Annotated in this window: 25 protein-coding genes; 15 read left to right on the top strand and 10 right to left on the bottom strand. The window is 63.1% G+C overall.

Features of this window, described 5'->3' with window-relative positions:
• Positions 1 to 45 precede the first annotated feature (45 nt).
• Positions 46 to 1,263, bottom strand: a complete 1,218-nt coding sequence (carA, locus tag NKI95_RS28260; protein ID WP_352720876.1) for a glutamine-hydrolyzing carbamoyl-phosphate synthase small subunit — start codon at positions 1,261 to 1,263, stop codon at positions 46 to 48.
• A gap of 321 nt (positions 1,264 to 1,584) precedes the next feature.
• Between carA and NKI95_RS28255 the strand changes: the two genes are divergently transcribed.
• Positions 1,585 to 2,034: a GatB/YqeY domain-containing protein gene (locus NKI95_RS28255; protein ID WP_023678304.1), complete on the top strand. Its 450-nt coding sequence runs from the start codon at positions 1,585 to 1,587 to the stop codon at positions 2,032 to 2,034.
• 64 nt (positions 2,035 to 2,098) lie between these two features.
• The gene (locus tag NKI95_RS28250; RefSeq protein ID WP_352720874.1) at positions 2,099 to 2,656 is read left to right on the top strand and encodes a GNAT family N-acetyltransferase; all 558 of its coding nucleotides are present in this window, start codon (positions 2,099 to 2,101) and stop codon (positions 2,654 to 2,656) included.
• A gap of 2 nt (positions 2,657 to 2,658) precedes the next feature.
• Here NKI95_RS28250 and NKI95_RS28245 read toward each other — a convergent pair whose 3' ends face one another.
• The 3 genes from NKI95_RS28245 to NKI95_RS28235 form a co-directional block, all read right to left on the bottom strand.
• Positions 2,659 to 3,840: an MFS transporter gene (locus tag NKI95_RS28245; protein WP_352720873.1), complete on the bottom strand. Its 1,182-nt coding sequence runs from the start codon at positions 3,838 to 3,840 to the stop codon at positions 2,659 to 2,661.
• 128 nt (positions 3,841 to 3,968) lie between these two features.
• Positions 3,969 to 4,178, bottom strand: coding sequence for a DUF2061 domain-containing protein (locus NKI95_RS28240; protein WP_023678301.1), 210 nt, complete (start codon positions 4,176 to 4,178; stop codon positions 3,969 to 3,971).
• 132 nt (positions 4,179 to 4,310) lie between these two features.
• Positions 4,311 to 5,975: a Na/Pi cotransporter family protein gene (locus NKI95_RS28235; protein ID WP_352720871.1), complete on the bottom strand. Its 1,665-nt coding sequence runs from the start codon at positions 5,973 to 5,975 to the stop codon at positions 4,311 to 4,313.
• 378 nt (positions 5,976 to 6,353) lie between these two features.
• Here NKI95_RS28235 and NKI95_RS28230 point away from each other — a divergent pair, with 378 nt between their 5' ends.
• The 6 genes from NKI95_RS28230 (at position 6,354) to NKI95_RS28205 (ending at position 12,887) form a co-directional block, all read left to right on the top strand.
• Positions 6,354 to 6,743, top strand: a complete 390-nt coding sequence (locus tag NKI95_RS28230) for an RcnB family protein (protein ID WP_352720869.1) — start codon at positions 6,354 to 6,356, stop codon at positions 6,741 to 6,743.
• Between the two features lie 156 nt (positions 6,744 to 6,899).
• Positions 6,900 to 8,876 carry a DNA primase gene (gene dnaG, locus NKI95_RS28225; RefSeq protein ID WP_352720867.1) on the top strand — a complete coding sequence of 659 codons (1,977 nt, stop codon included), beginning with the start codon at positions 6,900 to 6,902 and terminating at the stop codon, positions 8,874 to 8,876.
• A 391-nt stretch (positions 8,877 to 9,267) separates the two neighbouring features.
• Positions 9,268 to 11,289, top strand: a complete 2,022-nt coding sequence (gene rpoD / locus NKI95_RS28220; protein ID WP_023678297.1) for an RNA polymerase sigma factor RpoD — start codon at positions 9,268 to 9,270, stop codon at positions 11,287 to 11,289.
• A 10-nt stretch (positions 11,290 to 11,299) separates the two neighbouring features.
• Positions 11,300 to 11,875: a hypothetical protein gene (locus NKI95_RS28215; protein ID WP_352720865.1), complete on the top strand. Its 576-nt coding sequence runs from the start codon at positions 11,300 to 11,302 to the stop codon at positions 11,873 to 11,875.
• Positions 11,876 to 12,109: 234 nt separating this feature from the next.
• Positions 12,110 to 12,403 (top strand): GYD domain-containing protein, encoded by a 294-nt coding sequence (locus tag NKI95_RS28210; RefSeq protein WP_352720864.1) that lies wholly within the window; start codon positions 12,110 to 12,112, stop codon positions 12,401 to 12,403.
• Positions 12,404 to 12,506: 103 nt separating this feature from the next.
• A complete protein-coding gene (locus tag NKI95_RS28205) occupies positions 12,507 to 12,887 on the top strand; it encodes a thiol-disulfide oxidoreductase DCC family protein (RefSeq protein WP_352720863.1) in 381 nt (126 codons plus the stop codon).
• A gap of 61 nt (positions 12,888 to 12,948) precedes the next feature.
• Here NKI95_RS28205 and NKI95_RS28200 read toward each other — a convergent pair whose 3' ends face one another.
• Positions 12,949 to 13,206: a DUF2798 domain-containing protein gene (locus tag NKI95_RS28200; protein ID WP_352720862.1), complete on the bottom strand. Its 258-nt coding sequence runs from the start codon at positions 13,204 to 13,206 to the stop codon at positions 12,949 to 12,951.
• A gap of 273 nt (positions 13,207 to 13,479) precedes the next feature.
• Here NKI95_RS28200 and NKI95_RS28195 point away from each other — a divergent pair, with 273 nt between their 5' ends.
• Together NKI95_RS28195 and NKI95_RS28190 are read left to right on the top strand one after the other, a co-directional pair.
• Positions 13,480 to 14,160 (top strand): PadR family transcriptional regulator, encoded by a 681-nt coding sequence (locus NKI95_RS28195; protein WP_352720861.1) that lies wholly within the window; start codon positions 13,480 to 13,482, stop codon positions 14,158 to 14,160.
• Between the two features lie 113 nt (positions 14,161 to 14,273).
• Positions 14,274 to 14,564 (top strand): HlyU family transcriptional regulator, encoded by a 291-nt coding sequence (locus tag NKI95_RS28190; protein WP_023678291.1) that lies wholly within the window; start codon positions 14,274 to 14,276, stop codon positions 14,562 to 14,564.
• Positions 14,565 to 14,575: 11 nt separating this feature from the next.
• On the opposite strand, the gene NKI95_RS28185 is transcribed toward NKI95_RS28190, so the two are convergent.
• From NKI95_RS28185 to NKI95_RS28175, 3 genes are all read right to left on the bottom strand, one after another.
• Positions 14,576 to 17,152: a polynucleotide kinase-phosphatase gene (locus tag NKI95_RS28185; RefSeq protein WP_352720859.1), complete on the bottom strand. Its 2,577-nt coding sequence runs from the start codon at positions 17,150 to 17,152 to the stop codon at positions 14,576 to 14,578.
• The gene (locus tag NKI95_RS28180) at positions 17,149 to 18,528 is read right to left on the bottom strand and encodes a 3' terminal RNA ribose 2'-O-methyltransferase Hen1 (protein ID WP_352720904.1); all 1,380 of its coding nucleotides are present in this window, start codon (positions 18,526 to 18,528) and stop codon (positions 17,149 to 17,151) included. The genes NKI95_RS28185 and NKI95_RS28180 overlap by 4 nt, the downstream gene beginning before the upstream one ends.
• Positions 18,529 to 18,658: 130 nt before the next feature.
• Positions 18,659 to 19,303, bottom strand: a complete 645-nt coding sequence (locus NKI95_RS28175) for an FMN-dependent NADH-azoreductase (protein WP_352466683.1) — start codon at positions 19,301 to 19,303, stop codon at positions 18,659 to 18,661.
• Positions 19,304 to 19,412: 109 nt separating this feature from the next.
• Between NKI95_RS28175 and NKI95_RS28170 the strand changes: the two genes are divergently transcribed.
• Positions 19,413 to 20,369, top strand: coding sequence for a LysR family transcriptional regulator (locus NKI95_RS28170; protein WP_352720857.1), 957 nt, complete (start codon positions 19,413 to 19,415; stop codon positions 20,367 to 20,369).
• Here the strand turns inward: NKI95_RS28170 and NKI95_RS28165 are convergent.
• Positions 20,302 to 20,928 carry a TetR/AcrR family transcriptional regulator gene (locus NKI95_RS28165; protein ID WP_352720855.1) on the bottom strand — a complete coding sequence of 209 codons (627 nt, stop codon included), beginning with the start codon at positions 20,926 to 20,928 and terminating at the stop codon, positions 20,302 to 20,304. The two genes, NKI95_RS28170 and NKI95_RS28165, sit on opposite strands and share 68 nt — an antisense overlap.
• A gap of 66 nt (positions 20,929 to 20,994) precedes the next feature.
• On the opposite strand from NKI95_RS28165, the gene NKI95_RS28160 reads away from it, so the two are divergent.
• The gene (locus NKI95_RS28160; RefSeq protein WP_352720853.1) at positions 20,995 to 21,420 is read left to right on the top strand and encodes a VOC family protein; all 426 of its coding nucleotides are present in this window, start codon (positions 20,995 to 20,997) and stop codon (positions 21,418 to 21,420) included.
• On the opposite strand, the gene NKI95_RS28155 is transcribed toward NKI95_RS28160, so the two are convergent.
• Positions 21,417 to 22,367 carry a S1C family serine protease gene (locus tag NKI95_RS28155; RefSeq protein ID WP_352720851.1) on the bottom strand — a complete coding sequence of 317 codons (951 nt, stop codon included), beginning with the start codon at positions 22,365 to 22,367 and terminating at the stop codon, positions 21,417 to 21,419. The genes NKI95_RS28160 and NKI95_RS28155 overlap by 4 nt on opposite strands.
• A 176-nt stretch (positions 22,368 to 22,543) precedes the next feature.
• Here NKI95_RS28155 and NKI95_RS28150 point away from each other — a divergent pair, with 176 nt between their 5' ends.
• The 3 genes from NKI95_RS28150 to NKI95_RS28140 all read left to right on the top strand — a co-directional run bounded on the left by NKI95_RS28150 (position 22,544) and on the right by NKI95_RS28140 (position 25,037).
• Positions 22,544 to 23,413, top strand: a complete 870-nt coding sequence (locus tag NKI95_RS28150) for a S1C family serine protease (RefSeq protein WP_352720850.1) — start codon at positions 22,544 to 22,546, stop codon at positions 23,411 to 23,413.
• A 7-nt stretch (positions 23,414 to 23,420) separates the two neighbouring features.
• Complete coding sequence (locus tag NKI95_RS28145) at positions 23,421 to 24,056, top strand: helix-turn-helix transcriptional regulator (RefSeq protein WP_352720848.1); 636 nt, start codon at positions 23,421 to 23,423, stop codon at positions 24,054 to 24,056.
• Between the two features lie 114 nt (positions 24,057 to 24,170).
• Positions 24,171 to 25,037 (top strand): SDR family oxidoreductase, encoded by an 867-nt coding sequence (locus NKI95_RS28140; protein ID WP_352720846.1) that lies wholly within the window; start codon positions 24,171 to 24,173, stop codon positions 25,035 to 25,037.
• Positions 25,038 to 25,088 lie beyond the last annotated feature (51 nt).

Here is a 25,088-nt window from a genome sequence, read left to right as displayed (position 1 = left end):
GAGCCCGGCCGGCGCCGTCAGTCAAATCCGTTTTTACGCAATGCGCTAGACACGCTCGGCCAGTGCCGGCTCGCCGCGCTTTTCGCGGATCAGATTGACGAAACGGCGGAACAGATAATGCGAATCCTGCGGGCCGGGCGAGGCTTCCGGATGATGCTGGACCGAGAAGACCGGCTTGCCGGTCAGCGCAATGCCGCAATTCGAACCGTCGAACAGCGAGACATGGGTTTCCTCGACGCCGCTCGGCAACGAGTCGGCGTCGACGGCAAAGCCGTGGTTCATCGAGACGATCTCGACCTTGCCGGTGGTGTGGTCCTTGACCGGATGGTTGGCGCCGTGGTGGCCCTGATGCATTTTTGCGGTCTTGCCGCCCAGCGCCAGCGCCAGCATCTGGTGGCCGAGGCAGATGCCGAACAGCGGGATTTCGGTCTTCAACAGATCCTGGATGACCGGCACGGCGTAGTCGCCGGTGGCTTCCGGATCGCCGGGGCCGTTGGACAGAAAAATGCCGTCCGGCCGCATCGCCATGATCTCCTCGGCGCCGGTCTTGGCCGGCACCACGGTGACCTTGGCGCCGAGGCCGGCCAGCAGGCGCAATATGTTGCGCTTGACGCCGTAGTCGATGGCGACGACGTGCATCGACGGGTCGGCCTGTTCGCCAAAGCCCTCGTTCCAGACCCAGGGCGTCTCGCGCCAGACCGAGGACTGGCCGGAGGTGACCTCCTTGGCCAGATCAAGCCCGATGAGCCCGGACCAGGCGGCGGCGCGGCGCTTGAGGTCATCGATGTCGAAGGTACCGTCTGGGGCGTGCGCGATGACGGCATTGGGCATGCCCTTTTCGCGGATCAGCGCGGTCAGCGCCCGCGTGTCGATGCCCGAAAGTGCGACGATGCCGCGCTTCTTCAGCCACTGGTCGAGGCCGGCTCCGGCGCGGTAGTTCGACGGGTTGGTGACATCGGCCTTGAACACGGCGCCGACGGCGCCGGCGCGGGCCAGCGGATTGAGGTCCTCGATGTCTTCGTCATTGGTGCCGATATTGCCGATATGCGGAAAGGTGAAAGTGACGATCTGGCCGGCATAGGATGGGTCAGTGAGGATTTCCTGGTAGCCGGTCAGCGCGGTGTTGAAGCAGACCTCAGCCACGGCGGAGCCGGAAGCGCCCAGACCGCGGCCCTCGATGACGGTGCCGTCGGCCAGCACCAGCAGGGCTGTCGGCCTCTCGGTGGCCCAAGGGGGGGTCGACGCGGCGGTCATCGTTGCCATGGCGGCACTCCTAAAGGCTGCGCCCCTCAATCGGCGCAACAAAAGGCGCGAAGCGGCAATCTCACAGCCTCGGCGCGCTAACTTTTCACTTGTGCATGTCGTGGCCCCAAAACCGCTACGCACTTTTGGGCGACGTGCACTAGAATTCAATTCATGCAAGGCCCAGTACATAGGGGAAGGCGCCAAGGCGGTCAATGATGCCGCGCCGTGCGAGCCTGGATTTATTTCGTCGAACAATATCAGCGGTTTGCCGGACGCCATCGAGTTTGCCTTGAGCTATCGGCACGACTATTGTCCGCCGCATTCGAAGGAGAAAGCACTATGCGAGGAAAAATCGCCGAATCCCTGAAGAGCGCGATGAAGGCGCAGGACAAGCGCCGGCTGCCCACATTGCGGCTGATCCAGGCGGCCATTCATGATCGCGACATCGCCAATCGCGGCGCCGGGAAGGAGCCGGCCAGCGACGACGAAATCCTGCAGATCCTTGCCAAGATGGTGAAGCAGCGCGAGGAATCGGCCAAGGCGTTCGATGACGGCAAGCGGCCGGAGCTTGCAGCGCAGGAGCGCGACGAGATGGCGATCATCCGCGACTTCCTGCCGACGCAACTGGGCCAGGCCGAGACGGAAAGCGCCGTCCGTTCCGCCATCGCCGAGACAGGCGCCAGCGGCGTCAAGGACATGGGCAAGGTGATGGCGGCGCTCAAGGAAAAATACGCCGGGCAGATGGATTTCTCCAAGGCGAGCGGCATCGTCAAGAGCCTGCTTCAGTAGACTGCTGTGGAAGGCCCTTGCCGTCGCGCCCGCAATCCTGGCGGACAGCCAAAAGCTCGCGCTCATGATCGAACTCGTCAAACCGGCGTTTGAACACCTGCCGTCCTACAAGGCGGCCCTCGAGCGCGGCTGGTCGCCGGACAATGTGCGGCTGCTCGACGCGACGCGCGAGCAGCTTGCGGCTATCGAAAAGGATCCAGCGACTTTCCTTGCCGATCTCGACGATTCCGATGGCAAGGGACCGCCGATTGCCTTGCCGGACGGTTCGACGGTGCCGCGGCTGCCCGGATTCCGGCGCTGGATCTGGGACGGGGAAGTCTTAGGCTCGATCGGCTTGCGCTGGCAGCCCGGCACCGCGGCGCTGCCGTCGCACGTGCTCGGCCACATCGGCTATGCGGTGGTGCCGTGGAAACAGGGACGTGGCTATGCGACCGAGGCGCTGCGGCTGATGCTGGAGGAGGCGAGGGCGGTTGGCCTGCCCTTCGTCGAAATCACCTGCAAGCCTCACAATGTGCCCTCGCAGAAGGTCGTTCTGGCCAATGGCGGCCGGCTTGTCGGGCGTTTCTTCGAAGACGCTGCCTATGGCGGCGTAGAAAGCCTGCGCTACCGGATCGATCTGTAGTCCTATTCGGCGGCAGCCGGCAGCGGCGGCGCAGCCCGGCTGCGCCATTCCCAGACATGCGAGGCAAGCGCGACCGCGACCGCGACCAGCATGGCGATCGCGCCAACCACCGGCAGGCTGCGATAGCCATAGCCGGCATTGAGCATGGCCGCGCCGAGCGATGCGGCGAGTGCGATGCCGACGTTGAAGCCCGACGGAATGAGTGACGAGGCAAGGTTGGAGGCGTCCGCGGTCCAGGTCAGGATGCGGGTCTGGATCGGCGTGCCGATGGCGAAGTTGAGGCCGCCCCAGACGAAGATCGCTATCACCATCGGCAGCGGGTAAGAACTGACGGCGTAGATCAAGGCGAGCATCACCGCCTGCAGGAAAAGCATGGCGATAAGCGACGGCATCAGCTTCCAGTCAGCGAGCCGCCCGCCGACAAAGACGCCGATCGTTGCGCCGACACCGTTGAGCAGGAGCACCCAAGGTATCCATTTCTCGTCGAGGCCGGTGACCTCAAGCAGCGTCGGCGTGATGTAGGTGAACAGGCCGAACTGGCCGATCATCAGCATCAGCATGATGATGAGCGAGGTCCAGACCTGCTGGCGTGCGAGTACGCGGACCTCACTGCCAAGACTGACGGACGGGTTCGACGATCCCGTCTTGCGCGGCAGCAGGGCGCCGATTGCCGCGAAGGCCACCACGCCGAGCGCGCACATCACCCAGAATGTCGCACGCCATCCCCAGATGTTGCCGATTGCCGTGCCGGCCGGAACGCCGATTACGTTCGATACGGTGAGGCCGGACAGGATCAGCGCTACCGCCATGCCGCGCTGGTCTTCGCGCACCAGGCCGACGGCCACCACCATGGCAACGCCGAAATAGGCACCATGCGCGACGGCCACCGCTATCCGCAACAGCAGCATCGAGGCGAAGTCGGGCGCCAGCGCGCAGGCCGCCTGGCCGATGGTAAAAGCCGCAGTCAGTCCAAGCAGCAGAGCCTTGCGGGAGAACCTTTTGGTAGCGAGCGCCAGCAGCGGGCCGCCGACTGCAATGCCGCCGGCATAGCCGGAAACGAGATAACCGGCGGTCGGGATCGCGACGCCAAGGCCATCCGCCACCTGCGGCAGCACGCCGGCTATGACGAATTCGGTGGTGCCGAAGGCGAAGGCGGCAATGAACAGGGCAATGAGGGGGAGCATGGCGGAAAGGCGATCCTCGGATAAGGTGGCCTCAAACCACGGATGAGGGCGGCGGGCAATCCAGAAATTGTCGACGCCGCTTTAGCTTTTCTTGATCGCCGGTCAGGCGCCCGCCGCGGAGGCAAGAGCTAGGCGGCTGCCTTCCTTCCATAAGGAATTTTCAGCCACGCCCGCTCGTGAAGATAGTAGAGTAGCGACTTGGTGACGACCTCGGTCAGGCCGATGGCCGCGGCGAGCTTGATGCTTCCGGTCACGACGAGCGAAATGATCATCGTGTCGATGGTACCGGTGACGCGCCAGGAAAGCGCTTTGGCGAAGCTGCGAGAATGGGTGTCCATCGACTTTCCTTCCGGTAGATGCGGCGATCTTTAGCCGACAGACAGGAGGTGGCGCAAAGATAATTTTTGCGCATTGGCCCACAGCAATTTTCATAGGCGATGTTCTGAAGCTACCCGGCTTGTGGACGCAATCTATCCAGCCTTCAGCCGCGAACCGGTGAGCAGGCCGCGCTCCTCGAGCACGGGATAGGCCATCGAGGCGAGCAGCGAGTTGATCTGCTTGAGGTCACGAATGGTGTCGAGATGGATGGAGCTGGTCTCGACGCTCTTGGCGGTGCCGTCGCGCAGCCGCACGAAATGGCTCTGGCTGGTTTCCTTCTCGCGGTCGCGCAGCCGGTCCTTTTCCAGCACCAACTGGCGAGCGGTCTCCGGATCGCGAGACACCAGCACGTTGAAGGCAAGCCTGGCATTGGCAAGCACCAAGGCATGGAAGGCGCAAAGCTCGCGCCAGCCTTCCGGCGTGAACTCCAGCCCGCGCTCGAATTTCTTCTTCACGTGGACCAGCATGTTGCGCACGATGATGTCGCCGACCTGCTCCAGCTTGACGCAGGCGCCGATCAGCTCCTGGCAACGCAGCGCCTCGTCCTCGCTCAGCGGGTTCTTGGTGACCTTGGCCAGATAGAGCTTTATCGCCGCGTGCTTCCTGTCGACACGGTCGTCGAGCGCGGCCAGCGCGCTGATCTTGTCGGCGTCGGCGCTCTCATAGAGTTCGATGATCCGTTTCAGCATGATCTCGACCGTCTCGCAGACCCGCACCACCTCGCGGGTGGCGTTGGCCAAAGCCTGGCTCGGCACGTCGAGCGCACTTTCGTTGAGCGCCGAAAGCTCGACGACGTCGAGCGCGTTGGCGGGCTGCGGCTTGGTGCCCAGCGCCACGATCTTTTCCGAGGCACGATAGACCAGGCTCGCCAGCGGCAGGCCGGCGATCAGGATCAGGATGTTGAAGACGATGTGGGCATTGACGATCTGCTCGGGCACGGTGCTGCCCAAGAAGGCGACCGGCGGCCTGAACGTCAGGAACAGGATCAGCATGATCAGCGAACCCATGCCGCGCATCAGGAGATTGCCGATCGGCACGATACGAACGCCGGGTTCTGCGTTGCGGGTTAGAAGCGGCGCGATGATCGAAGAGCCGAGATTGACACCGAGCACCAGCACGATGCCGAGTTCGGGCGGGATGAAGCCGCGGCCGGCCAGCGTCACCATCAGCAGCACCGCGGCGATCGAGGAATGGAACAGCCAGGTGACCAACGCCGCCAGAAGGTAGGCGGTGACCGGATCGCCAGAGAAGTAATCGACGATGAGTGGCATCAGCGTGCTCTGGCGTAGCGGCTCCGACGCCTGGCCGATCATCTCCAGCGACAAAAGCAGCAGGCCGATGCCGACCAGGATGCGGCCGAACTGGCGCCAGTCGCGCCGCTCGGTGGCCATGAACATCACCGTGCCGGCGACAAGGCAGACCGGCACCAGCAGCGACAGATCGAAGGTAAGCAGCTTGACCACCAGGGCCGAGCCGATCTCGGCACCGCGCACCGCAAGCTGGCCCGACATGCCGCTGACAATACCGGAGCCGGCGAATGAGCCGACCAGCAAGGTGACGGCGGTCGAGCTTTGCAGTGCGACAGCTAGGCCGCAGCCGGCCAGAACCGCCATGAACGGATTGCGCATTGTGGCGCGCAGTTTGTGGCGCAGCACATCGCCATAGGCGCGCTCGACGCCGGTCTTCACCAAACGGGTGGCAAACAGCATCAGTGCGACCGCACCGGCAAGGTGCAGCAAAACGACGGAGCCACTCATGCCCGACCCCGCAACCCGACCGGTATCAGCGACGCGGGCGCCGTGACGTCAAAGGGGCAAAAGTGGGCGCGAATCGTGGACATTGCAGAGGTTAATATAACTCCGATTTATTTTAGCCGAATAATAAATTTTGCGCGGTTCGGACGCCTGTTGGCACGCGACGGAGCGTGTCGGAAATGGATGGCTGACAAAATGGTTGCATAGACTGCCGAGTTGCGGAGGGTCATGCGTCCATTCTCGGACGGCCGCTTTAAAGGTAGCGCTGAATTAGTCGTGCTAAATGTAAGAAATCATTACGAAAACGTAATCTCTGTGTTCAGTTTCGGTTCATTCTTCCGGCTCTATTCCGTAGGCATCGACAACCAAGGAGTACCCGCTATGAAACGTATCGTTCTTTCCGCCGTTGCCTTCTCGATGCTGGCTGCAACCGCCTTGCAAGGCCAGGCTGCACCACTGAACACACCAAACGCGCCGCAGTCGAACTACAGCCAGGTCGACTGGCAAAGGCCCGGCAGGCATGTCGACGTGAACAAGCATGTCGACGTGAACAGGCGCGTCATAGTGAAGAAGAAGATCGTGGTGAAGCGCAGCCATTGGCGCAACGGCCAGAGATATTCGAGCTGGAAGCGTCACCAGCCGATCCGCGACTATCGCCACTATGGCCTGCGCCGTCCGGGTCCCGGCCAGGAATGGATCCGGGTCGGCAATGACTATCTGCTGGTCAGCGTTCTCTCCGGCCTGATCTTCGGCGCCATCGCCGCGCAGTAGGTGCGGAACGGCTGACCGGCGCTGCGCCGGATTAGATCGACAAGGCGGCCCGCGGCCCGCCTTCTCTTTTGGCCTGTGAAAACCGGGTATGGTCGCCATTAGGAGTCGTCGGGCTTCGCCCGTGTGATTATATGGAGGCCAAACGAGCTGTCCCCCATGCGCTTTCCGCCTGCTTTCCTCGACGAGATCCGCGACCGCGTACCGATTTCTTCGGTGATCGGCCAGCGCGTCGCGTGGGACAGGAAGAAGACCAACGCGCCACGCGGCGATTATTGGGCGTGCTGTCCGTTCCATGGCGAGAAGAGCCCGTCCTTCCACTGCGAGGACAAGAAGGGCCGTTATCACTGTTTCGGCTGCTCGGTTTCGGGCGACCATTTCAAGTTCTTGACCGAACTCGATGGGATGAGCTTTCCCGAGGCAGTCGAGAAGATCGCCGACATGGCCGGCGTGCCGATGCCGGTTCGCGACGCCGATGAGGAACGGCGCGAAAAGGAACGCGCCAGCCTGACCGATGTCATGGAGATGGCGACGGTGTTCTTCCAGGAACGGCTACAGGGACCGGAAGGGGCAAAGGCCCGCGCCTATCTGCGCGACCGTGGGCTGACACCGGCGACGCAGCAGTCTTTCCGCCTCGGCTATGCCCCCGACAGCCGCAACGCGCTGAAGGAGCACCTTGCCGCCAAGGGTGTCCCCAAGGCCGACATCGAGGCGTGCGGGCTGGTGCGCCGTGGCGACGACGTTCCGGTTTCCTACGATTGGTTCCGCGACCGCATCATGTTCCCGATCCCGGATTCCAGGGGCAAGATCATCGCCTTCGGCGGGCGGGCACTGGCGCCGGATGCGCTGGCCAAATACATGAACTCGCCCGATACGGAGCTCTTCCACAAGGGCAACGTCCTCTACAATTTCGCCCGTGCGCGCCAAGCGCTGGGAAAGGCGGCGCTGGGAAAGGGGACGCTGGCCAAGGGCGGCACGGTCATTGCGGTCGAAGGCTACATGGATGTGATCGCGCTGGCGCAGGCCGGCTTCGAAAACGTGGTGGCGCCGCTCGGCACCGCATTGACTGAAAACCAGCTCGAACTTCTATGGCGCATGGCTGGCGAGCCGGTGCTGTGCTTCGACGGCGACCAGGCCGGGTTGAAGGCAGCGTGGCGCGCCGCCGACATGGCGCTACCGGCGGTCCAGGCAGGCCGCTCCGTGCGCTTCGCCCTGCTGCCGGAGGGCAAGGATCCCGACGATCTGGTCAAGGCCGAAGGGCCGGACGCATTCCGCGCCGTGCTTTCCGAGGCGCGGCCGCTGGCCGACCTCTTGTGGATGCGCGAGACCGCCGGCGGCATCTTCGACACGCCGGAACGGCGGGCGGAGCTCGAAAAGACGCTGCGCGAACTGACCAGCCGCATCCGCGACGAGAGCCTTCGCTATCATTACCAACAGGAAATGCGCGAGCGGGTACAGAGCTTCTTCGGGACCCAGCGCGGACGCCAGGGACGTCAGGACGGACGGCCCGGTGAGCGCTTTCAGGGCAGGGCCTCAGCACCCGGCGGGCAGTTTGCACGTGGCGGCGGTGCCGGTGGGCGCACCGCGATCACCGAAAGCCTCGGCCGCTCGGCGCTGGTCAAACGCGGCGGCGAGGGCATGTCGGTGCGCGAGGCGACGATCATTGCGGCCCTCGTCAACCATCCCGTGCTGATCGACGAGAATTTCGCCCATGTCGAGTTCCTCGATCTCGCCAATTCCGATCTGAAGCGGCTGCATGCGGCCATCCTCGACGCCATGGCGCATGATATGGCCAACGACCGCAACGCAGTGATCGCGACGATCGAGCGGGCCGGCTGCGGTGAGATCTGGCAGCGCGCGGTGGCGCTGATCAAACGTGCGCGGCAATGGCCGGCGCTGGAAACGGCAGCACTCGACGATGCTCGCGACGCGTTCAGCCAGGCTCTCCACTTGCAGCGCAGCGCGCGCACCTTACATAAGGAGCTGAAGCAGGCGGAAGCAGCGCTCGCCAGCGATCCCACGGACGAAAACTACTGGCACCTGGTCGAAATCCAGGCGCAATTTCGTGATGTGCAGGCAACGGAAGCGCTGATCGAAGGGTTTGGCGTATCGTCGGGCAGGGCTGGGCGCGTTTAGATCGAAGCCTCCAGAAGACTGAAATGTCCAGAAGACTGAAATGTAAGGACGTGCTTGCGCGTTGAATCAAGCGTGCGGTGCTCTAAGTCGGGTAATTGATTCGCTTTTTTCATGCGAATCATGCGAGAGGCGCTTGACCTTCCGGCAGAATGGCGGAATCAGGTCGATTCGAAACGTTAACCCGCCCCGGCATCGACGGGAATGCAGCGATGTAAGGTACTGATCACTGGACAGGCAGTCAGCTTGCCACAGATATCAGGGTTAATCTGGACTTAACGAGAGATGCAGTTACTGGCCCGGTAAAGCGCGTTCTGGAAGGAGCGCATCCAATTTGACCGGACCGGCAGCTTACGCGGCTTTGATACTCAGCCGCTTGGAGAAAATAAAGACTATGGCGACAAAAGAAAAGGAAGAAGTCGAGACCGAACGCGAGGCCGCGACTGATGGCCCTCTGCTCGACCTTTCCGACGATGCTGTCAAGAAGATGATCAAGGCCGCCAAGAAGCGCGGCTATGTCACCATGGACGAGCTGAATTCGGTGCTGCCCTCGGAGGAAGTGACCTCCGAGCAGATCGAGGACACGATGGCCATGCTTTCCGACATGGGCATCAACGTGGTCGAGGACGACGAGCAGGGCGAGGAGCCCGAAGCCGCCGATACCGCCGCTGACGCCGAGGAAGACGCCAACGAGCTGGCCGAGCAGACCGGCACCGCCGTCGCTGCCACCACGACCAAGAAAGAGCCGACCGACCGCACCGACGATCCGGTCCGCATGTATCTGCGCGAGATGGGCTCAGTCGAGCTTCTGTCGCGCGAGGGCGAAATCGCGATCGCCAAGCGCATCGAGGCCGGCCGCGAGACGATGATCGCGGGCCTGTGCGAAAGCCCGCTGACCTTCCAGGCCATCATCATCTGGCGTGACGAGCTCAACGAATCGAAGATCTTGCTGCGCGAGATCATCGACCTCGAGGCGACCTATGCCGGGCCGGAGGCCAAGCAGGCGCCGGTTGTCGAGCGTATCGAGGAAGCCAAGACCGAGGAAAAGTCGCGCCGTTCGCGCGAGGACGAGGACGACATCACCAATGTCGGCGGCGACACCCGTGGCCTGGTGGACGACGACGAGGAAGACGATGACGAGGCGAGCCTGTCGCTGGCGGCGATGGAAGCGGAACTGCGCCCGCAGGTGATGGAGACGCTCGACGTCATTGCCGACACCTACAAGAAACTGCGCAAGCTGCAGGACCAGCAGGTCGAGAACCGGCTGGCCGCCGCCGGCACGCTGTCCCCCAGTCAGGACCGCCGGCTCAAGGAGCTGAAGGACCAACTGATCAAGGCGGTGAAGTCGCTGTCCTTGAACACGGCGCGCATCGAGGCGCTGGTCGAGCAGCTCTACGACATCAACAAGCGCCTGGTGCAGAACGAAGGCAAGCTGCTCAGGCTGGCCGAAAGCTATGGTGTGCGCCGCGAGGAATTCCTCAAGGAATATCAGGGCTCGGAGCTCGATCCGAACTGGACCCGCTCGATCGGCAATTTGACCTCGCGCGGCTGGAAGGAATTCACCAAGAACGAGAAGGACGCCATCCGCGACCTGCGCGCCGAGATCCAGAACCTCGCCACCGAGACGGCGATTTCGATCCAGGAATTCCGCAAGATCGTCAACCAGGTGCAGAAGGGCGAGCGCGAAGCCGCGATCGCCAAGAAGGAAATGGTCGAGGCCAATCTGCGCCTCGTCATCTCCATCGCCAAGAAATACACCAATCGCGGCCTGCAGTTCCTCGACCTGATCCAGGAAGGCAATATCGGCCTGATGAAGGCGGTCGACAAATTCGAATACCGCCGCGGCTACAAGTTCTCGACCTACGCGACATGGTGGATCCGGCAGGCGATCACCCGTTCGATCGCCGACCAGGCGCGTACCATCCGCATTCCGGTGCACATGATCGAAACGATCAACAAGATCGTGCGCACCTCGCGCCAGATGCTGCATGAGATCGGCCGCGAGCCGACGCCGGAAGAACTGGCGGAAAAGCTCGCCATGCCGCTGGAAAAAGTGCGCAAGGTGCTGAAGATCGCCAAGGAGCCGATCTCGCTCGAAACGCCGGTCGGCGACGAGGAGGATTCGCATCTCGGCGATTTCATCGAGGACAAGATGGCGATCCTGCCGATCGACGCGGCGATCCAGGCCAATTTGCGCGAGACGACGACGCGCGTGCTGGCCTCACTGACGCCGCGCGAAGAGCGCGTGCTCAGAATGCGCTTCGGCATCGGCATGAACACCGATCACACGCTTGAAGAGGTCGGCCAGCAGTTCTCGGTCACCCGCGAGCGTATCCGCCAGATCGAAGCCAAGGCGCTGCGCAAGCTCAAGCATCCGAGCCGCTCGCGCAAGCTCAGAAGCTTCCTCGACAGCTGAGGATTTTTAGGTGGGCGCGACCTACGGAACCGTCAGCATAAAGGGGCCAACGCAAGAAGCGTTGGTCAACTGGCTGAGGACGAAGACCATCGACGCCTTCGTCACAACCGAACAGAATGGTTGGACCACTTTCTCCGACCGTTACACAGACCAGCTCGACCCGCGCTGGATTGAATCCTTGCTTCAGAGCCTGACCCTCGATCTGACCTGCATCGGCATCGCGATTGCCGTCTATGATGAGGAACAGCTAAACCTCTGGGCGGCAAAGCACGGTGTTCTCCAATCGCGCTACAATTCCTGTCCGGGCATGGAGATGAGTGACCCTGACGATGAGGACATGCGTCCTCGGCTGGAAGACGCTCCCGCCTTGCTGGCTATGATCGGCAAGCAGGCCGCGCCTGACGATTTGCTTCAGATATTGGGAATGGATGGAGCGAAAGAGTACATGGCTCCGCTCGACCTCCATGAGGAACTCGCCGCCTATCTGGGACTTCCGGAAAATTCGGTTGGCCTTGGCCACAGATACATTCTGAAGGACAAAATCGATCTGTCAGAGCAGGGCTTGATCAGGACGGTCGATAGCTGACGTCGTGCTCGAGCATGCTCGGAACCGTCTGAGGAGCTGACACTCAAGAATGACCGAACGATTCAGAGGGCGCCATCCGGCGCCTTTTTAATTTTATCATCCGGCCGGTTGTTCTTGCGGTGCACCGGTCGTGGGAGGATAATTCCGCGACGGATGCATTCTCTGGGCGACAACCCCGGATGCCCGCCCCGGCGGTTGGACGCCGTGCTCCGTGGCTCCGGAGGGAGGTGTGCCATGACAACTTACATCGTGCTGATCAACTGGACGGAGCAAGGCGCCAAAAATGTGCGCGAGTCGCCGAAGCGGCTCGATGCCGCCAAAAAGCTGTTGGGAGACATGGGCGGGTCCTTCAAGGCATTTTATCTCACCATGGGGGATTGCGACATGGTGGCGGTGGTCGAAGCGCCCGACGATGCGGTGCTCGCCCGTTTCTCGCTGATGCTGGCGACGGGCGGCAACGTCAGGACGCGGACGCTCAAGGCTTTCCCGGAGGATGCCTATCGCGAGATCATCACCTCGCTCGGGTAGGTTGCACTCCAGGCCTGGCCATTTCGCGGGTGTCGTGTTGCGTTGCGGCGCAACGGCGTTTGCCGGATAGTCGGTGCGCGTCCCTCTGGTGCCGTTTCGAAACATGAGCAAGCCTCTGCTGACCGTCTGGTATAATACGCGCTGTCCGGTCTGTGATGCCGGCATCAGCCGGCAGAAGCGGCGGCTGATCGAGGCGGTCAAGGCCGGGCGGATCGAATTTCGCGACATCAATGCCGAACCGACGGCGCTGGCCCGCTACGGCATCGGGCTGGAGGATATCCGGCGCCGGCTGCATGCGACCGACGCCGACGGCAAATTGCTGGTCGGCGCCGATGTTGCCGTTGCGGTGTGGCTGATAACGCCGGGCGAGGGCTGGTTGGCGACGCTGTTCGGCAATCCCGCCGCGCTGCCGTTGACGCGCTATGCCTATGATCGTTTTGCTGATCTGCTCTATGCCTGGAATCGGCGCAAACGCCGCTGGTGACGGTGCCAGTTCACTTGGCACCAAAAGCCACGAGATTGTTTCCAAGCCTTCGTATGGCCGGCTATCGAGCCACAGGCTCGCAAAGCCAGCCAACGATGCGGCGCACCGCCGGCAGCACCAGCAGCAGCGTCGGAAATGCCACCAGCCAGGACAGGCCCCAGGCTGTCAGCCAGGTGGCCGGCAGATCGGGCTGGAAGCCAAGGCTTTTCAGTGTCGAGATAAACGACACGATGAACGTCATCAGCAACGACAGCACCAGCGGGCTGACGATGGCGGCATAGTGCGCTGGCAGCTTTCTGCGCGAGGTTTTCACAATCATCTGGGATTTTCCCTGAAGCATCCGGTCCGTCGCTTTGGCATCCATTCGCCGGTCTTCGGCGTCACTGCCCGGAACGACCGAGGGTGGATGCGTTGCTTCACGTCAGACGCTTAGGGAGTGGCCTTCGGCCCTCACGCGCTTCCTAGCTGCGCTTCTCGCGCGAAATCAATCCTGCCGGCGCTATTTTCAGATACATCGTAAGATATATCTTGACTCGGTCGCTATGGGTATCTAATTGAGATATATCTTAAGACATAACTCAAGGAGCAGGCAATGCACAAAGGCAATCATTTCGGGCATCATCGTTTTGGCGAACACGCCGAGCGCGTTTTCATGCATATGGCCGGCAAGTTCGGCGGACGCGGCGGCTTCGGCCCGTTCGGGCATGGCATGAGAGGCGGCGGACGCGGCGGGCCGGGCGACATGTTCCGCGCCGGGCGCATGCTGGCTGACGGCGACCTCAAGCTGATCACGCTGTCGCTGCTGGCCGAGGCGCCGCGGCACGGCTACGACATCATCAAGGCGCTGGAGGAGCGCACCAGCGGCTTCTACAGCCCGAGCCCCGGCGTGGTCTACCCGACGCTGACCTTCCTGGAAGAGGCCGGCTACGCCGTTTCTGCGGCGGAAGGCAACAAGAAGGTGTTTTCAATCACCGAGGCTGGGCAGGCGCACCTCAACGAAAATCGCGAGATGATCGACCACGTGCTCGAACATCTCGAGCGCTTCGGCCGCAAGATGGCGAAGGCGCGCGACTGGTTCGGCTGGAACGATGACGGCGACGGTGGCCGCCGCGGCCGCGGCCGCTCGGAAAAGCGCGACGAGTTTCGCGCCGTGCGCCACCGGCTACGCGCCGCGCTCGGCGAAATCGTCGATGCGCCTGAAGCAAAGCAGGCCGAGGCAATCAGCATATTGGAAGCTGCCGCAGAGGCCTTGGAAGCGTTGTCGCGCGACTGACCTCTGAGTGCCAAACCAGCTGCGGCCCTTGCCCGCTCGGCCAAGGACCGGTACTGAAAATCATCCTGCACCGCGCTATGTGGTGCAGGATGATTGCCGTTGGAGGATACCCCATGTCTTTTCTGAAGCGTCTTTTCGGCGGAGGCAACGAAGCCGCCGAGCCAAAGACAGCGGCGCCGGCAAAGCAGATCGAGCACAAGGGATTTTTGATCAGCGCCACGCCCTACAAGGCGGAGGGCCAGTACCAGACCTGCGGCGTGGTTTCAAAGGAGATCGACGGCGTGATGAAGGAGCACAAATTCATCCGCGCCGACCGCTTTGCCGGGCTTGATGACGCCGTCGACATCTCGATCAAAAAGGGCATCCAACTGGTCGACGAGCAAGGCGAAAAGATCTTCGGGTAGATCGGCTACTACTACAGCCTTGGGTCGATTGGCTCGCTTTCCAACGCCAGCACGGCGAAGACACACTCGTGAACCCGGCGTAGCGGCTGCTTGGCGACAAATCGCGTTAGCGCTTCGTGACCAAGCGCGAACTCTCTGAGCGCCAAGCTGCGCTTGCCGGCCAGGCCGCGTTCTCGCAGGCGGACGAGATTGTCGGGCGCGTCATATTCGGGACCATAGATGATGCGCAAATATTCCGGGCCGCGGACCTTCAACGCAGGCTGGATGAGCCCCTTCTTGCCACGGCTGACGAAGTCGCGTGGTTTGACCACCATGCCTTCGCCGCCTGAGCCAGTCAGCGTCTCCCACCAGGCGATGGCCTCGGCACACGCGCTGCCGTCGGCCAGATCAACCATACGCCATCGAGTCGGCGTGACCACGCCACCATGGGCAGCCAGACGGTCCGCGAGCGACATGTGCCAGACATGGTCCTGGTCAAACCAAACACGTCCCTCGCTGGCCAGCAGGTGGAAAGGCGCGGCCTTGAGGTCCTCGACGCCCGAAACTGGCCATACGTAGGGCGCCCAGGCGGTGGCGTATTTGGCTGCGCGGACGGCCCGGTCTTCAAGGCGTGCGTTCAGGCCGGCTGCATCGACGCCGCGCGCCATCGCACGGGCCAGCGCCTCGCTGCTGGCCTTGAGATCGGCGGCAGAGGATGTGGCCACAGGCGCATACTGGCTTTCGATCAGACTGCCGGCTTTGGCCGACCAAGGCATTATCTCGGTGTCCAGCAGCAGCCAGTCGCTGTTCAATTCCTTCCACAGGTCCGCCGTGTCGACCTCGGCGCGGAGACGGGCGAGCAGGCCCTCCGTCATGGCACTGTCGTTGAAAAAGGAGCGTCCGGTGCGGGTCCAGATTGCGCCGGTTTCGTCGCCAGGGACCCCGAAGCGGCTGCGTGCCGCCTGCGCGTTCCGGCAGAGCGCGATCACTGCCCGCGAACCCATATGCTTCTCCTCGCACACGACCTGCGCAACGCCGCGCTCGCGGAAGTAAGCGAAGGCATCCTCCGGACGTTCCAGCCAGCCGTCCTGGCTGCTGGTCTCGGACGGCGACATGGTCGGCGGCAGATAAATCAGCCATTGCGGCGAGAGCGCGAAGCGGCTCATCACCTCCAGTGCTGCCGACGCATTCTCCTCGGCCACGACAATCCGGCCCCTCAGTCCGGTCTCGATCCAACGGCGACCGGAGACGTCCTGATAATCGAGCACGCCGTCGGCGTCGGCCTGTGCCGATTTGTCCGGACCGGGCCTGCCCAGCGGACGTATCGGCTCCGACCAGGTCTGGATTGCCGGCACCTCGACCAGTTCGCGTTCCGGCCAGCGCAAGGCCGTCAGCTTGCCGCCGAATACGCATCCGGTGTCGATGCACAGGGTGTTGTTGACCCATTCAGCCGATAGCGTGGGCGTATGTCCATAGATTATGGCCGTCTTGCCACGATAGGCCGCGGCCCAGTCGGCGCGGACGGGCAGCCCGAACTCGTCGGTCTCGCCTGTGGTCTCGCCGTACAGAGCGAACTCGCGCACGGCGCCGGAACCGCGTCCGACCATCTCTTCCTTGAGGCCGGCATGGGCGACGGCGAGACCTCCGCCATCGAGCCAGACATGGCTGCGCAGGCCGTCGAGAAAGGCCGGCAGCGCCTCGCGCAGGCCTCGGTCCTGTGCACTTAGCTGATCGACAGTCTGCTGGAGGCCGTGGGCGACCGTGACCTTGCGGCCTTCTAGCCAGCGGCTGAGTTTGCGTTCATGATTGCCCTGGACACAGTATGCGGTTCCAGCCGCGACCATGCTCATGGCAATGCGCAATATGTCGGGCGAGTTGGGGCCGCGATCGACGAGGTCGCCGACAAAGACGATCTTGCGGCCCTCTGGTGGGACCACGATGACCGTTCGGTCGCCCTGATGCTCGGACCAGGCGATGCTGTAGCCCAATCGAGCGAGCAGGATATGAAGCTCATCCGAACAGCCGTGGATGTCACCAATGATATCGAAGGGGCCATGGTCGTCGCGCTTATCGGTCCACAACGGCTGTCGCGACACCTCGGCCGCGTCGATGCTGGCCTCGCTGGTAAGCTTCCAGACTTGGCGGAAGCCCTCGCGTTGCAGGCCGCCAAGACCCTTGCGAATCTCGGTTGTCATGCGCTGGGCGACCCCGGCGCCAAACGGCCGGTCGGCCCGCACCGCATTGCGTGCGACGCACACCTCGACGCCTGGATCGAGGACCACGGCGACGGGCAAAGCGTGCCACTTGCGCGCCAGCTCAATCCAGGCCTTGCGGTCGGCGGCTCGCACATTGGTGGCGTCGATGACGCCCAGCCTGCGGTGTTTAAGCCGTTTGCCGGCTATTTCGCGAACCAGATCGAAGGCATCCGCAGAGACGTCCTGGTCCGTTTCGTCGTCGGAGATCAGCGCCCGGCACTGGTCCGAGGAGATGATCTCGGTCGGCAGAAAATGCTTGGCGGCAAAAGTCGACTTGCCCGATCCGGTCGAGCCGATCAGCACGACGAGGGCGAAGTCAGGAATGGTGAGGTTGGTCTTGTCGGGTTCTCTCATCGGGTGAACACCGCCATCTGTGTGGGGGCGCCGAGGGTAGCGTCCTCGGCTCCGATACCGCTGAAGGTGGCTGCATAGCCATAGATCTCGCCGATTTTGGCCGCCCAGGCTTGGAACTGAGCCCGGCTCCATTCGAAACGGTGATCGGGATGGCGAAATGCGCCGGGGGCCAGTCTTGGAAACAGAGCGTTGTAGTCCGCATTCGGAGTGGTCACGATGACGGATTTGGGCGCCTTCTCACCGAAAACGATGCGTTCGACCAGGGGCAGCCTGTCCTCGTCGAGATGCTCGATAACCTCGACCAGAACAGCGACGTCGGCTGCGGCCCAACGGCTGTCCCGGTAGGTCAGCGATCCATGCAGCAGCGTGACCCGGCCCTCGGGCGGCCCGCCTAATTCGTTCAGCTTGAGACGCTTTGCAGCCCATTCCAGTTCGCGCACCGCCGGATCGAGCCCGAACAGCTTATGCACCCATCGCTCGCGCACGAGCCGACCGAGCAGCTTGCCTTCGCCGCATCCCAAATCTGCAATCGAGGTTGACCCCGTCGCCTGAATGGCCTGGACCACAGCTTCCATGCGCAGATCGTTGAGCCGGATCGGCGTCTCCAGCGCTTCCTCGGGCGTAACGCGCAGCTCGGCAGATTGTGCCTCGCCAGCCGTCTCGGGAGCCAGCCGCTCCAGGGCGATGCGGGCCAAAGCCCTGCGATTGCCAAGATAGCGGCGCACGATCAGGTCTTTGGCCGGATGGTTTTCCAGCCAGCCCTCTCCCCTGGACAGCAGCTTGTCGATCTCTGCTTCGCCAATCCAATAATGCTTGGCATCGTCCATCACCGGGATCAGCACATAGAGGTGATTCAACAAGGCGCTGAGCCGGCCCGTGCCGGTCAGCTTCAGATGGCCGTATCGGGGCTCGGCTGCAGTCCCGATTTCTTCGATTGGCGTCAGATCGACTGTCCAGCCCAAGGGTTCGAACAAACTTCGAACCAGAGCCTCACCGCCGCGCATCGGCAGTGGAGTAACCACGGCCTCCAGCGGCAGTTCGCTGTCGGCTAGTTCCTGGCGCTCCTTCGATATACCGGTCATCGCCGGCCGCAGCATTTTGTTCAGCGCCACCGACAGGAAGGATGATGCAGCGTAAGGCCGGTCGTTCACATATTGGTCGAGCAAGCCATCTGCCTGGCCCTTGCCTCGCACCAGTCCCACCGGGTCAACGTCGAGCAGGAGTGCAGCCTCGCAACGGTCTTCGGTTGCCTCGGGATAGAACAGCCACGCCTTGCCGAAAGACAGGTCGGTCTTGTGCAGGCGATCCGGATGCTTGTGCAGCAAGAAACCGAGATCGGTGGCCGGACGGTGCGTTGTGGCAACAGACAGGAACATCAGCGACCGATAGCGCAGACAAGCGGAATAACCAATGGCGGTTGTGTGGCCCACGACAGGCTGTCGCTAACGAGAAACAAGGGCAGGCGCCGGGCGCCTGCCCTTGTACAATTCAGACGATGCTGACGCGTTACGCCGCGGTGGCGACGCGCTCGGCATTTCCGGTCGCAGCCACAATGGCATTGACCTTGGCCGTGGCCTTGGCCAGCGCTGCTGCCACCGCGTCGGCGCCCATGCCGACTCCTTCGATGCGGATGACCTCGACATCGGTCATGCCGAGAAAGCCGAGCACGCTGCGCAGGTAGGGAATGGCGTGATCGAACTGCACGGCCGCACCTTCGGAATAGATTCCGCCCGAAGCCAGCACGATATAGACCTTCTTGCCGGTGACGAGGCCCTTGGGGCCAGCATCGCCATAAGCAAAGGTTTTGCCGGAGCGGGCGACGTGGTCGACCCAGGATTTCAGCGTCGACGAGATGTTGAAGTTGATGAAGCCGGTGGCGAGAATGACGGTGTCGGCCGCAAACAGCTCGTCCAGTACAGTATCAGAAACGCCGACGACCTCAGCCTGGCGCTGGGTGCGCGCTTCGGCCGGCGTATAGATGCCGGTCGAATAGTCGGGGTCGATATGCGGCAGCGGGTTGGCGACGAGGTCGCGGGCGACAAGCTTGGCCGAAGGATCGGCGGCAAGCAGTTTGTCGGCGAGTTCGTTGGCGACGCGGGTCGAGTGCGAGGCGGCGCCGCGTGGGCTGGATGTGACAAGAAGGATGGACATGGTGACTCTCCAGGGTTGGATTAAAATCTCCCGGCAAATATGTGTGCGCAGACTCATTTGAAAAACTGGTATATTTTGTATATGATCCATCTAAATTGTGGATTGAAAGATGCAGCCCAACCCGACGCTTGACCAACTGCAGATCCTGGTTGCGGTGGCCGACACCGGTTCCTTCTCGGCTGCCGGCCGTAAGCTCAACCGCGCGCAGTCGGTCATCAGCTACGCCATTGCCAACCTCGAAGCGCAGCTTGGGCTGAAGCTGTTTGAGCGTGAGGGCACGCGTGAGCCGCAACTGACCGATGTCGGCAAGGCGACGCTGGAAGATGCGCGGCGCATGGTCGGCGTGCTGCAACGCATCCGCTCGCGTGTCGACGGATACCGGCAGGGATTGGAGGCGGAAGTTGCGCTGTCGGTCGACGTGACGCTACCGTCGCCGGTGCTGGTTCGGGTGCTAAAGGCATTCGAGGCGCAGTTCCCGGCAGTGACACTGCGTCTGCATATCGGCTCGCTTGGCCTTATCCTCGATCATGTTGTCGGCGGACAGGCCGATCTCGGCATCGGAGGGCTTCTGGGCGAGGCGGACGTGAATCTGCTGCGCATCGGTTTCTTCTCCCTGGTGCCAGCCGCAGCGCCTGATCACCCGCTGGCGCTGCTGCCAAGACCAGTTGCGCTGGAGGATGTCCGCGAACACATCCAACTGGTCGTCTCGGACCAGTCCGAGCGTACGCGCGGGCGCGACTATGGCGTCTTCGCCTACCGCACTTGGCGGCTGACGGATGTGCGCACCAAGCACGTGCTGATGCGCGAGGGGCTGGGCTGGGGTGGGCTGCCGCGATGGCTGATTGCCGATGATCTGGCGAACGGCCGGCTCGTCGAACTCGATCTCGAGCCTTACAGCGAAGTCCGCTCGCCGCTTTATGCCATGCACCGCGCCGATCGCAGCCCGAAACCGGCGGCCGCTTGGCTGATCGACCAGTTCAAGCGCCAGCTAGGCTGTTTCAACGAGTTCGAACCGGGTGAGGTGCCTGAGGGGGAGCCGGAGACAGGCCGTCGATCAGCGCCATGAGAACGGCGCGATAGTCCTCGATCGATGCTCCAGTTTCGATAGCGAGCGCTGCGCGGTCGAAGGCGGCGGCGAGCAAAGCGGTCAGTGTTTCCACAGGCAGTCTCGTCATGGAGTGCGAGCGCATTGCGGCGACAAGGCCCTCGCGCAGCGAACGGTTGCCATGGCGATTGTCGATCGCATCCATGGCGGCGCGGCCGAGCACGGCCGGGCCATCAAGCAGCAAGAGCCGCGTGCGGCCGGGCGCACGCATGGCAGCCAGATAGGCATCCGAGCCGGCTATCAGCGCATCGCGGGCAAATAGCGAAGGCGGTGACGCGCGTTCGATCTCTTCCGAGACGGCTTGCGCCTCCTGTTCGACCACAGCGGCAAACAGCGCCTGCTTGTCGGCAAAGTGATGATAGAGCGCGCCGCGTGTGACGCCGGCAGCGGCGACGATCTCGGGTGTGCCGGTTTCGGCATAGGACTTTTCGGTGAACAGTTTGCGCGCCGCGGCGATGAGCTCGGCGCGTGTCGCCTCGGTGCGATCACGGTTGGAGCGACGAGCGGACCCCGGTTGCATACATGCAGCCTGTATGTTAATGCGATTTACATGCAGACTGTATGTTATTCGCCGGGAGAAGGAAAGATGAGGACGACGAGCTATTATCCGGTGCTGATGACGAGCGACGTTGCCGGCACGGCGGCCTTTTATGTTGAGCATTTCGGCTTCAAGCGGCTGTTTGAGGCCGACTGGTACGTGCATCTGCGCTCAGCCGAAGATCGCCGCGTCAACCTCGGCATCGTCCAGGGCGATCATGAGACGATCCCGGAGGAAGCGCGGGGCCGCACGTCCGGTCTGCTGATCAATTTCGAGGTCAGGGATCCGGATGCCGTCTATGAGCGGATCACCGCCGCTGGCCTTCCGATCCTGCGAACGCTGTGCGACGAACCCTTCGGCCAGCGCCATTTCATTACCAGGGATCCCAACGGCGTGCTGATCGACGTGATCAGGCCGATCCCGCCGAGCCCAGAATTCCTGGCGCTATATGCGCAGGGTGCTGCGGCGCGCTAACTCGCCCGCGCCAACGGCATCACCGTGACCTGAGTGATGCCGGAGCGGCGCACCACCGTGCACAGTGTCTCGTGGCCGATGCGCTCGGCGTCGAGCATGCGCACCAGATCGTCGACGCCGGTGACCGGGCGGCCGTCGATAGCGGCAATAATGTCGCCTTCCTTGAGGCCGGCCTTGTCCGCCGGGCTGTTCTTCTCGACACTGCGCAGGCGCACCGCCGTGCTGCTCGATACTTGCGACAAAAGGGCTGCGCGGCGCGGCAGGTTGGTGGTGTCGGCGGAAACGCCGATGAAGGCACGGCGCACGCGGCCGAAGCGGATGATTTCCGAGATGACGAAATTGGCCGTGTTGGAGGCAACCGCGAAGGCGATGCCTTGTGCACCATGGATCATCGCGGTGTTAACGCCGATCACCTCGCCGGCCGAGGACACCAGCGGTCCGCCGGAATTGCCGGGGTTGAGCGCGGCGTCGGTCTGGATGACGTCGTCGATCAGCCGGCCGGTGGAGGCACGCATCGAGCGGCCGAGTGCCGAGACGACGCCAGTGGTGACGGTCCATTCGAAGCCGAGCGGATTGCCGATGGCAATTGCAATCTGGCCACGCCTCAAACGCTTGGAATCGCCAAGCGGCGCAACGTCGGCAAAGTTGCCGTCGGCGCGCACCAGCGCAATGTCGGTGTCGGGATCGCGGCCGAGCACGCGGCCTTCCCTGGAGGCGCCGTCCGGCATTGATACGCGCACGCTGCGCGCATCGCCGACGACGTGGAAGTTGGTGACGACCAGCCCGTCCGGCGCGATGACGAAGCCTGAGCCATGGCCGCCCGGGCCACCGACGCGCTCGATGCGGCAGACGGCGGGCCCGATACGGTCGACGGCATCGGCGACCGTCGCCGAATAGGCATCGAGAAGGCCATCGTCATATTGCAATTGCTGGGCGGGCAGGGCCATCTGAGGGCTCCGTAGCTTTTTTGGAACAAGATGAACAATGCCTATATGTGCGGAGCGGCCGGACCGGCCGCGACCTGACCAGATGGCCAGTCAAATGCCCAACTAGCCGTCAGGCGAGTATCCGCCAACGCTCTGCGGGGCGATATCTGGGTCACGAAGAACCCAGGAGACAAATCATGAGCGATTTCAATCTGAGCACGTTTTCCGACGCCATTGCCGACATCGCGGCAGCCGCGGCACCAGCGACGGCCAGCTTCGCGACGCACCACCGGACGTCAACTGCTTTCCACTGGCGGGACGGCTATTTCGTCACTGCCGAGGAGGCGGTCGAGGCCGGCGAGGAGATCGAGCTGACGTTTTCTTCGGGCGAAGCCGTCAAGGCCGAACTGGTCGGCCGCGACCCGTCCACCGGAACGGCCGTTTTGAAGCCGGCCGGCGCGCCGAGCGTGCCGTCACTGGTAAAGGCGGATGCGGTGCGGCCGGGCAATCTGGCGGTCGTCGCGGGCAATAGCGACGGCACCTCGCTCGCTACCTTCGGCACGGTCGGCGAGGTCGGTCCGGCTTGGCGTTCAATGCGCGGCGGCACGATCGACCGGCGCATCAACCTTGCCGTCAATGCCGGCGGCCGTTTCGAGGGTGGCCCTGTGCTCGACGCTAAGGGTGGACTGATCGGCATGCTGCTGTTCGGGCCACGCCGGCGGGCGCTGGTGATGCCTTACGAAACGATCGAACGGGCAGTCACGACGCTGCGCGAGAAGGGTCATGTGGCGCGCGGCTATCTTGGCGCCGGCCTGCATCCGGTCCGCAATGGTGATACACAGGGCGCCATGGTGATGAGCCTCGACGATAACGGGCCGGCGAAAGCAGCCGGTCTCAGTCTCGGCGACATCATCGTGTCGTGGAACGCAGAGACGGTGCATGGCCCGCGCGAGCTGATCCGCAAGCTCGGGCCGGACAGCGCCGGTGCCTTGGTGACACTCGGCGTGGTGCGCGGCGGCGAGAACCGTGAAGTCTCCCTGACTATCGGTGAAAAGCCACTGAGCTGAGGGATAGATGGTAAGCGGTGAGGTCGCTGGCAGACGGCTGACGGTGCTGATCGCGCTCGGTGACGTCGAGCGCGCGCGAAGTCTGTCCGCGGCTCTCGCTGCGACCGATGATCTGCGGCCGGTTCTGGCGGGCGAAGTCGACGGGCGTGGGGCGGCGGATGTCGCCATCGTCGATGATCATGGGCTACAAGGCGGTCTCTTCGACGCGGCGATGCCTCGCGTGCTGCTATCGCCGCGAGCGGCCCGTGAACGGCCGGCCGATACAGTGTTTGCCGTGCTGCCGATGCAAGCGGACGAGTTGCTGATCGCCGCCGCCGCGCGGCTGGCGGCGGCGGGCTACCGGATTTCGCGTGACAGCCATGCTCTATCCGATCGGCATCACGATTTGACCTTCCATGACAGCGACCGGTTCGAAGAGGAACTGACAGACGAGCAGATCGTCCGGCCGACGCTTTCGCCGCGCGAAAGCGAGGTGCTGGCACTGCTCGCCGAAGGCGCGCCCAACAAGGTCATCGCGCGGCGGCTGAACATCTCCGTGCATACGGCGAAATTCCACGTCGCAGCGATCCTGACGAAGCTCGGTGCCGCCAACCGCACCGATGCGATCGCCATCGCTATGCGGCAGGGCCTGGTGCTGGTCTAGCTCAGATTGTCTCAAGGCCGACGCAGCGTAACCCGCATCCGGTGTGTTGGGCCTTGCGCGGCGGTTCTCAGCCGCGCAAGGATCGTGTCTTTCATGTTGCAGGGAGGCGCGAGGATGTCGCTCAAGGGAAAGACGCTGTTCATCTCCGGCGGGTCGCGCGGCATCGGGCTGGCGATTGCGCTGCGCGCCGCGCGCGACGGCGCCAATGTGACGATCGCGGCCAAGACCGCCGAGCCGCATCCGAAGCTGCCGGGGACGATCTACACGGCGGCGCAAGAGATCGAGCAGGCCGGCGGCAAGGGGCTGCCGGTGCTGTGCGACATTCGGGATGAAGCACAGGTCGCCGAAGCCGTCGCCAAGACCGTGGAGAGGTTCGGCGGCATCGATGTCTGCATCAACAACGCCAGCGCCATCCAACTCACCGGCACGCTGGAGACTGACATGAAGCGCTACGATCTGATGCACCAGATCAACACGCGCGGCACTTTTCTCGTCTCCAAAATGTGCATTCCGCACTTGAGGTTAGCGGAAAATCCTCACATCTTGAATCTGGCGCCGCCGCTCGACATGAAGGCCAAGTGGTTCAAGAACCATGTCGCCTACACGATGGCGAAGTTCGGCATGTCGATGTGCACGCTGGGCATGAGCGCCGAGTTCGCCAGGGACGGCATCGCGGTCAATTCGCTATGGCCGATCTCGACCATCGACACGGCGGCGGTGCGCAACCTCCTGGGCGGAGCGACGGTGGCGGCGATGAGCCGTTCGCCCGACATCATGGCCGATGCGGCATACGCCATCCTGGTCAGGCCGTCGCGTGAGACGACCGGCAATTTCTACATTGACGAAGAAGTGCTGCGCGCTGAGGGCGTCAGCGATTTCTCGGCCTATGCGCCGGGTGCGACAGGCCCGCTCGCCGGCGACTTTTTTGTGCCGGACGAGGTGTTCGGCCGGACGGATACCAAAATCAAAGGTATCTACTGACGAAAAGTATCTAGCTACAGAAGCATCTCTTAAAAGACCGGCACAGACGCG

This window comes from Mesorhizobium sp. M0306 (assembly GCF_040321655.1).
In the GTDB taxonomy this organism is placed as follows: Bacteria; Pseudomonadota; Alphaproteobacteria; order Rhizobiales; family Rhizobiaceae; genus Mesorhizobium.
This window is presented reverse-complemented; position numbering and strand designations above follow the sequence as displayed.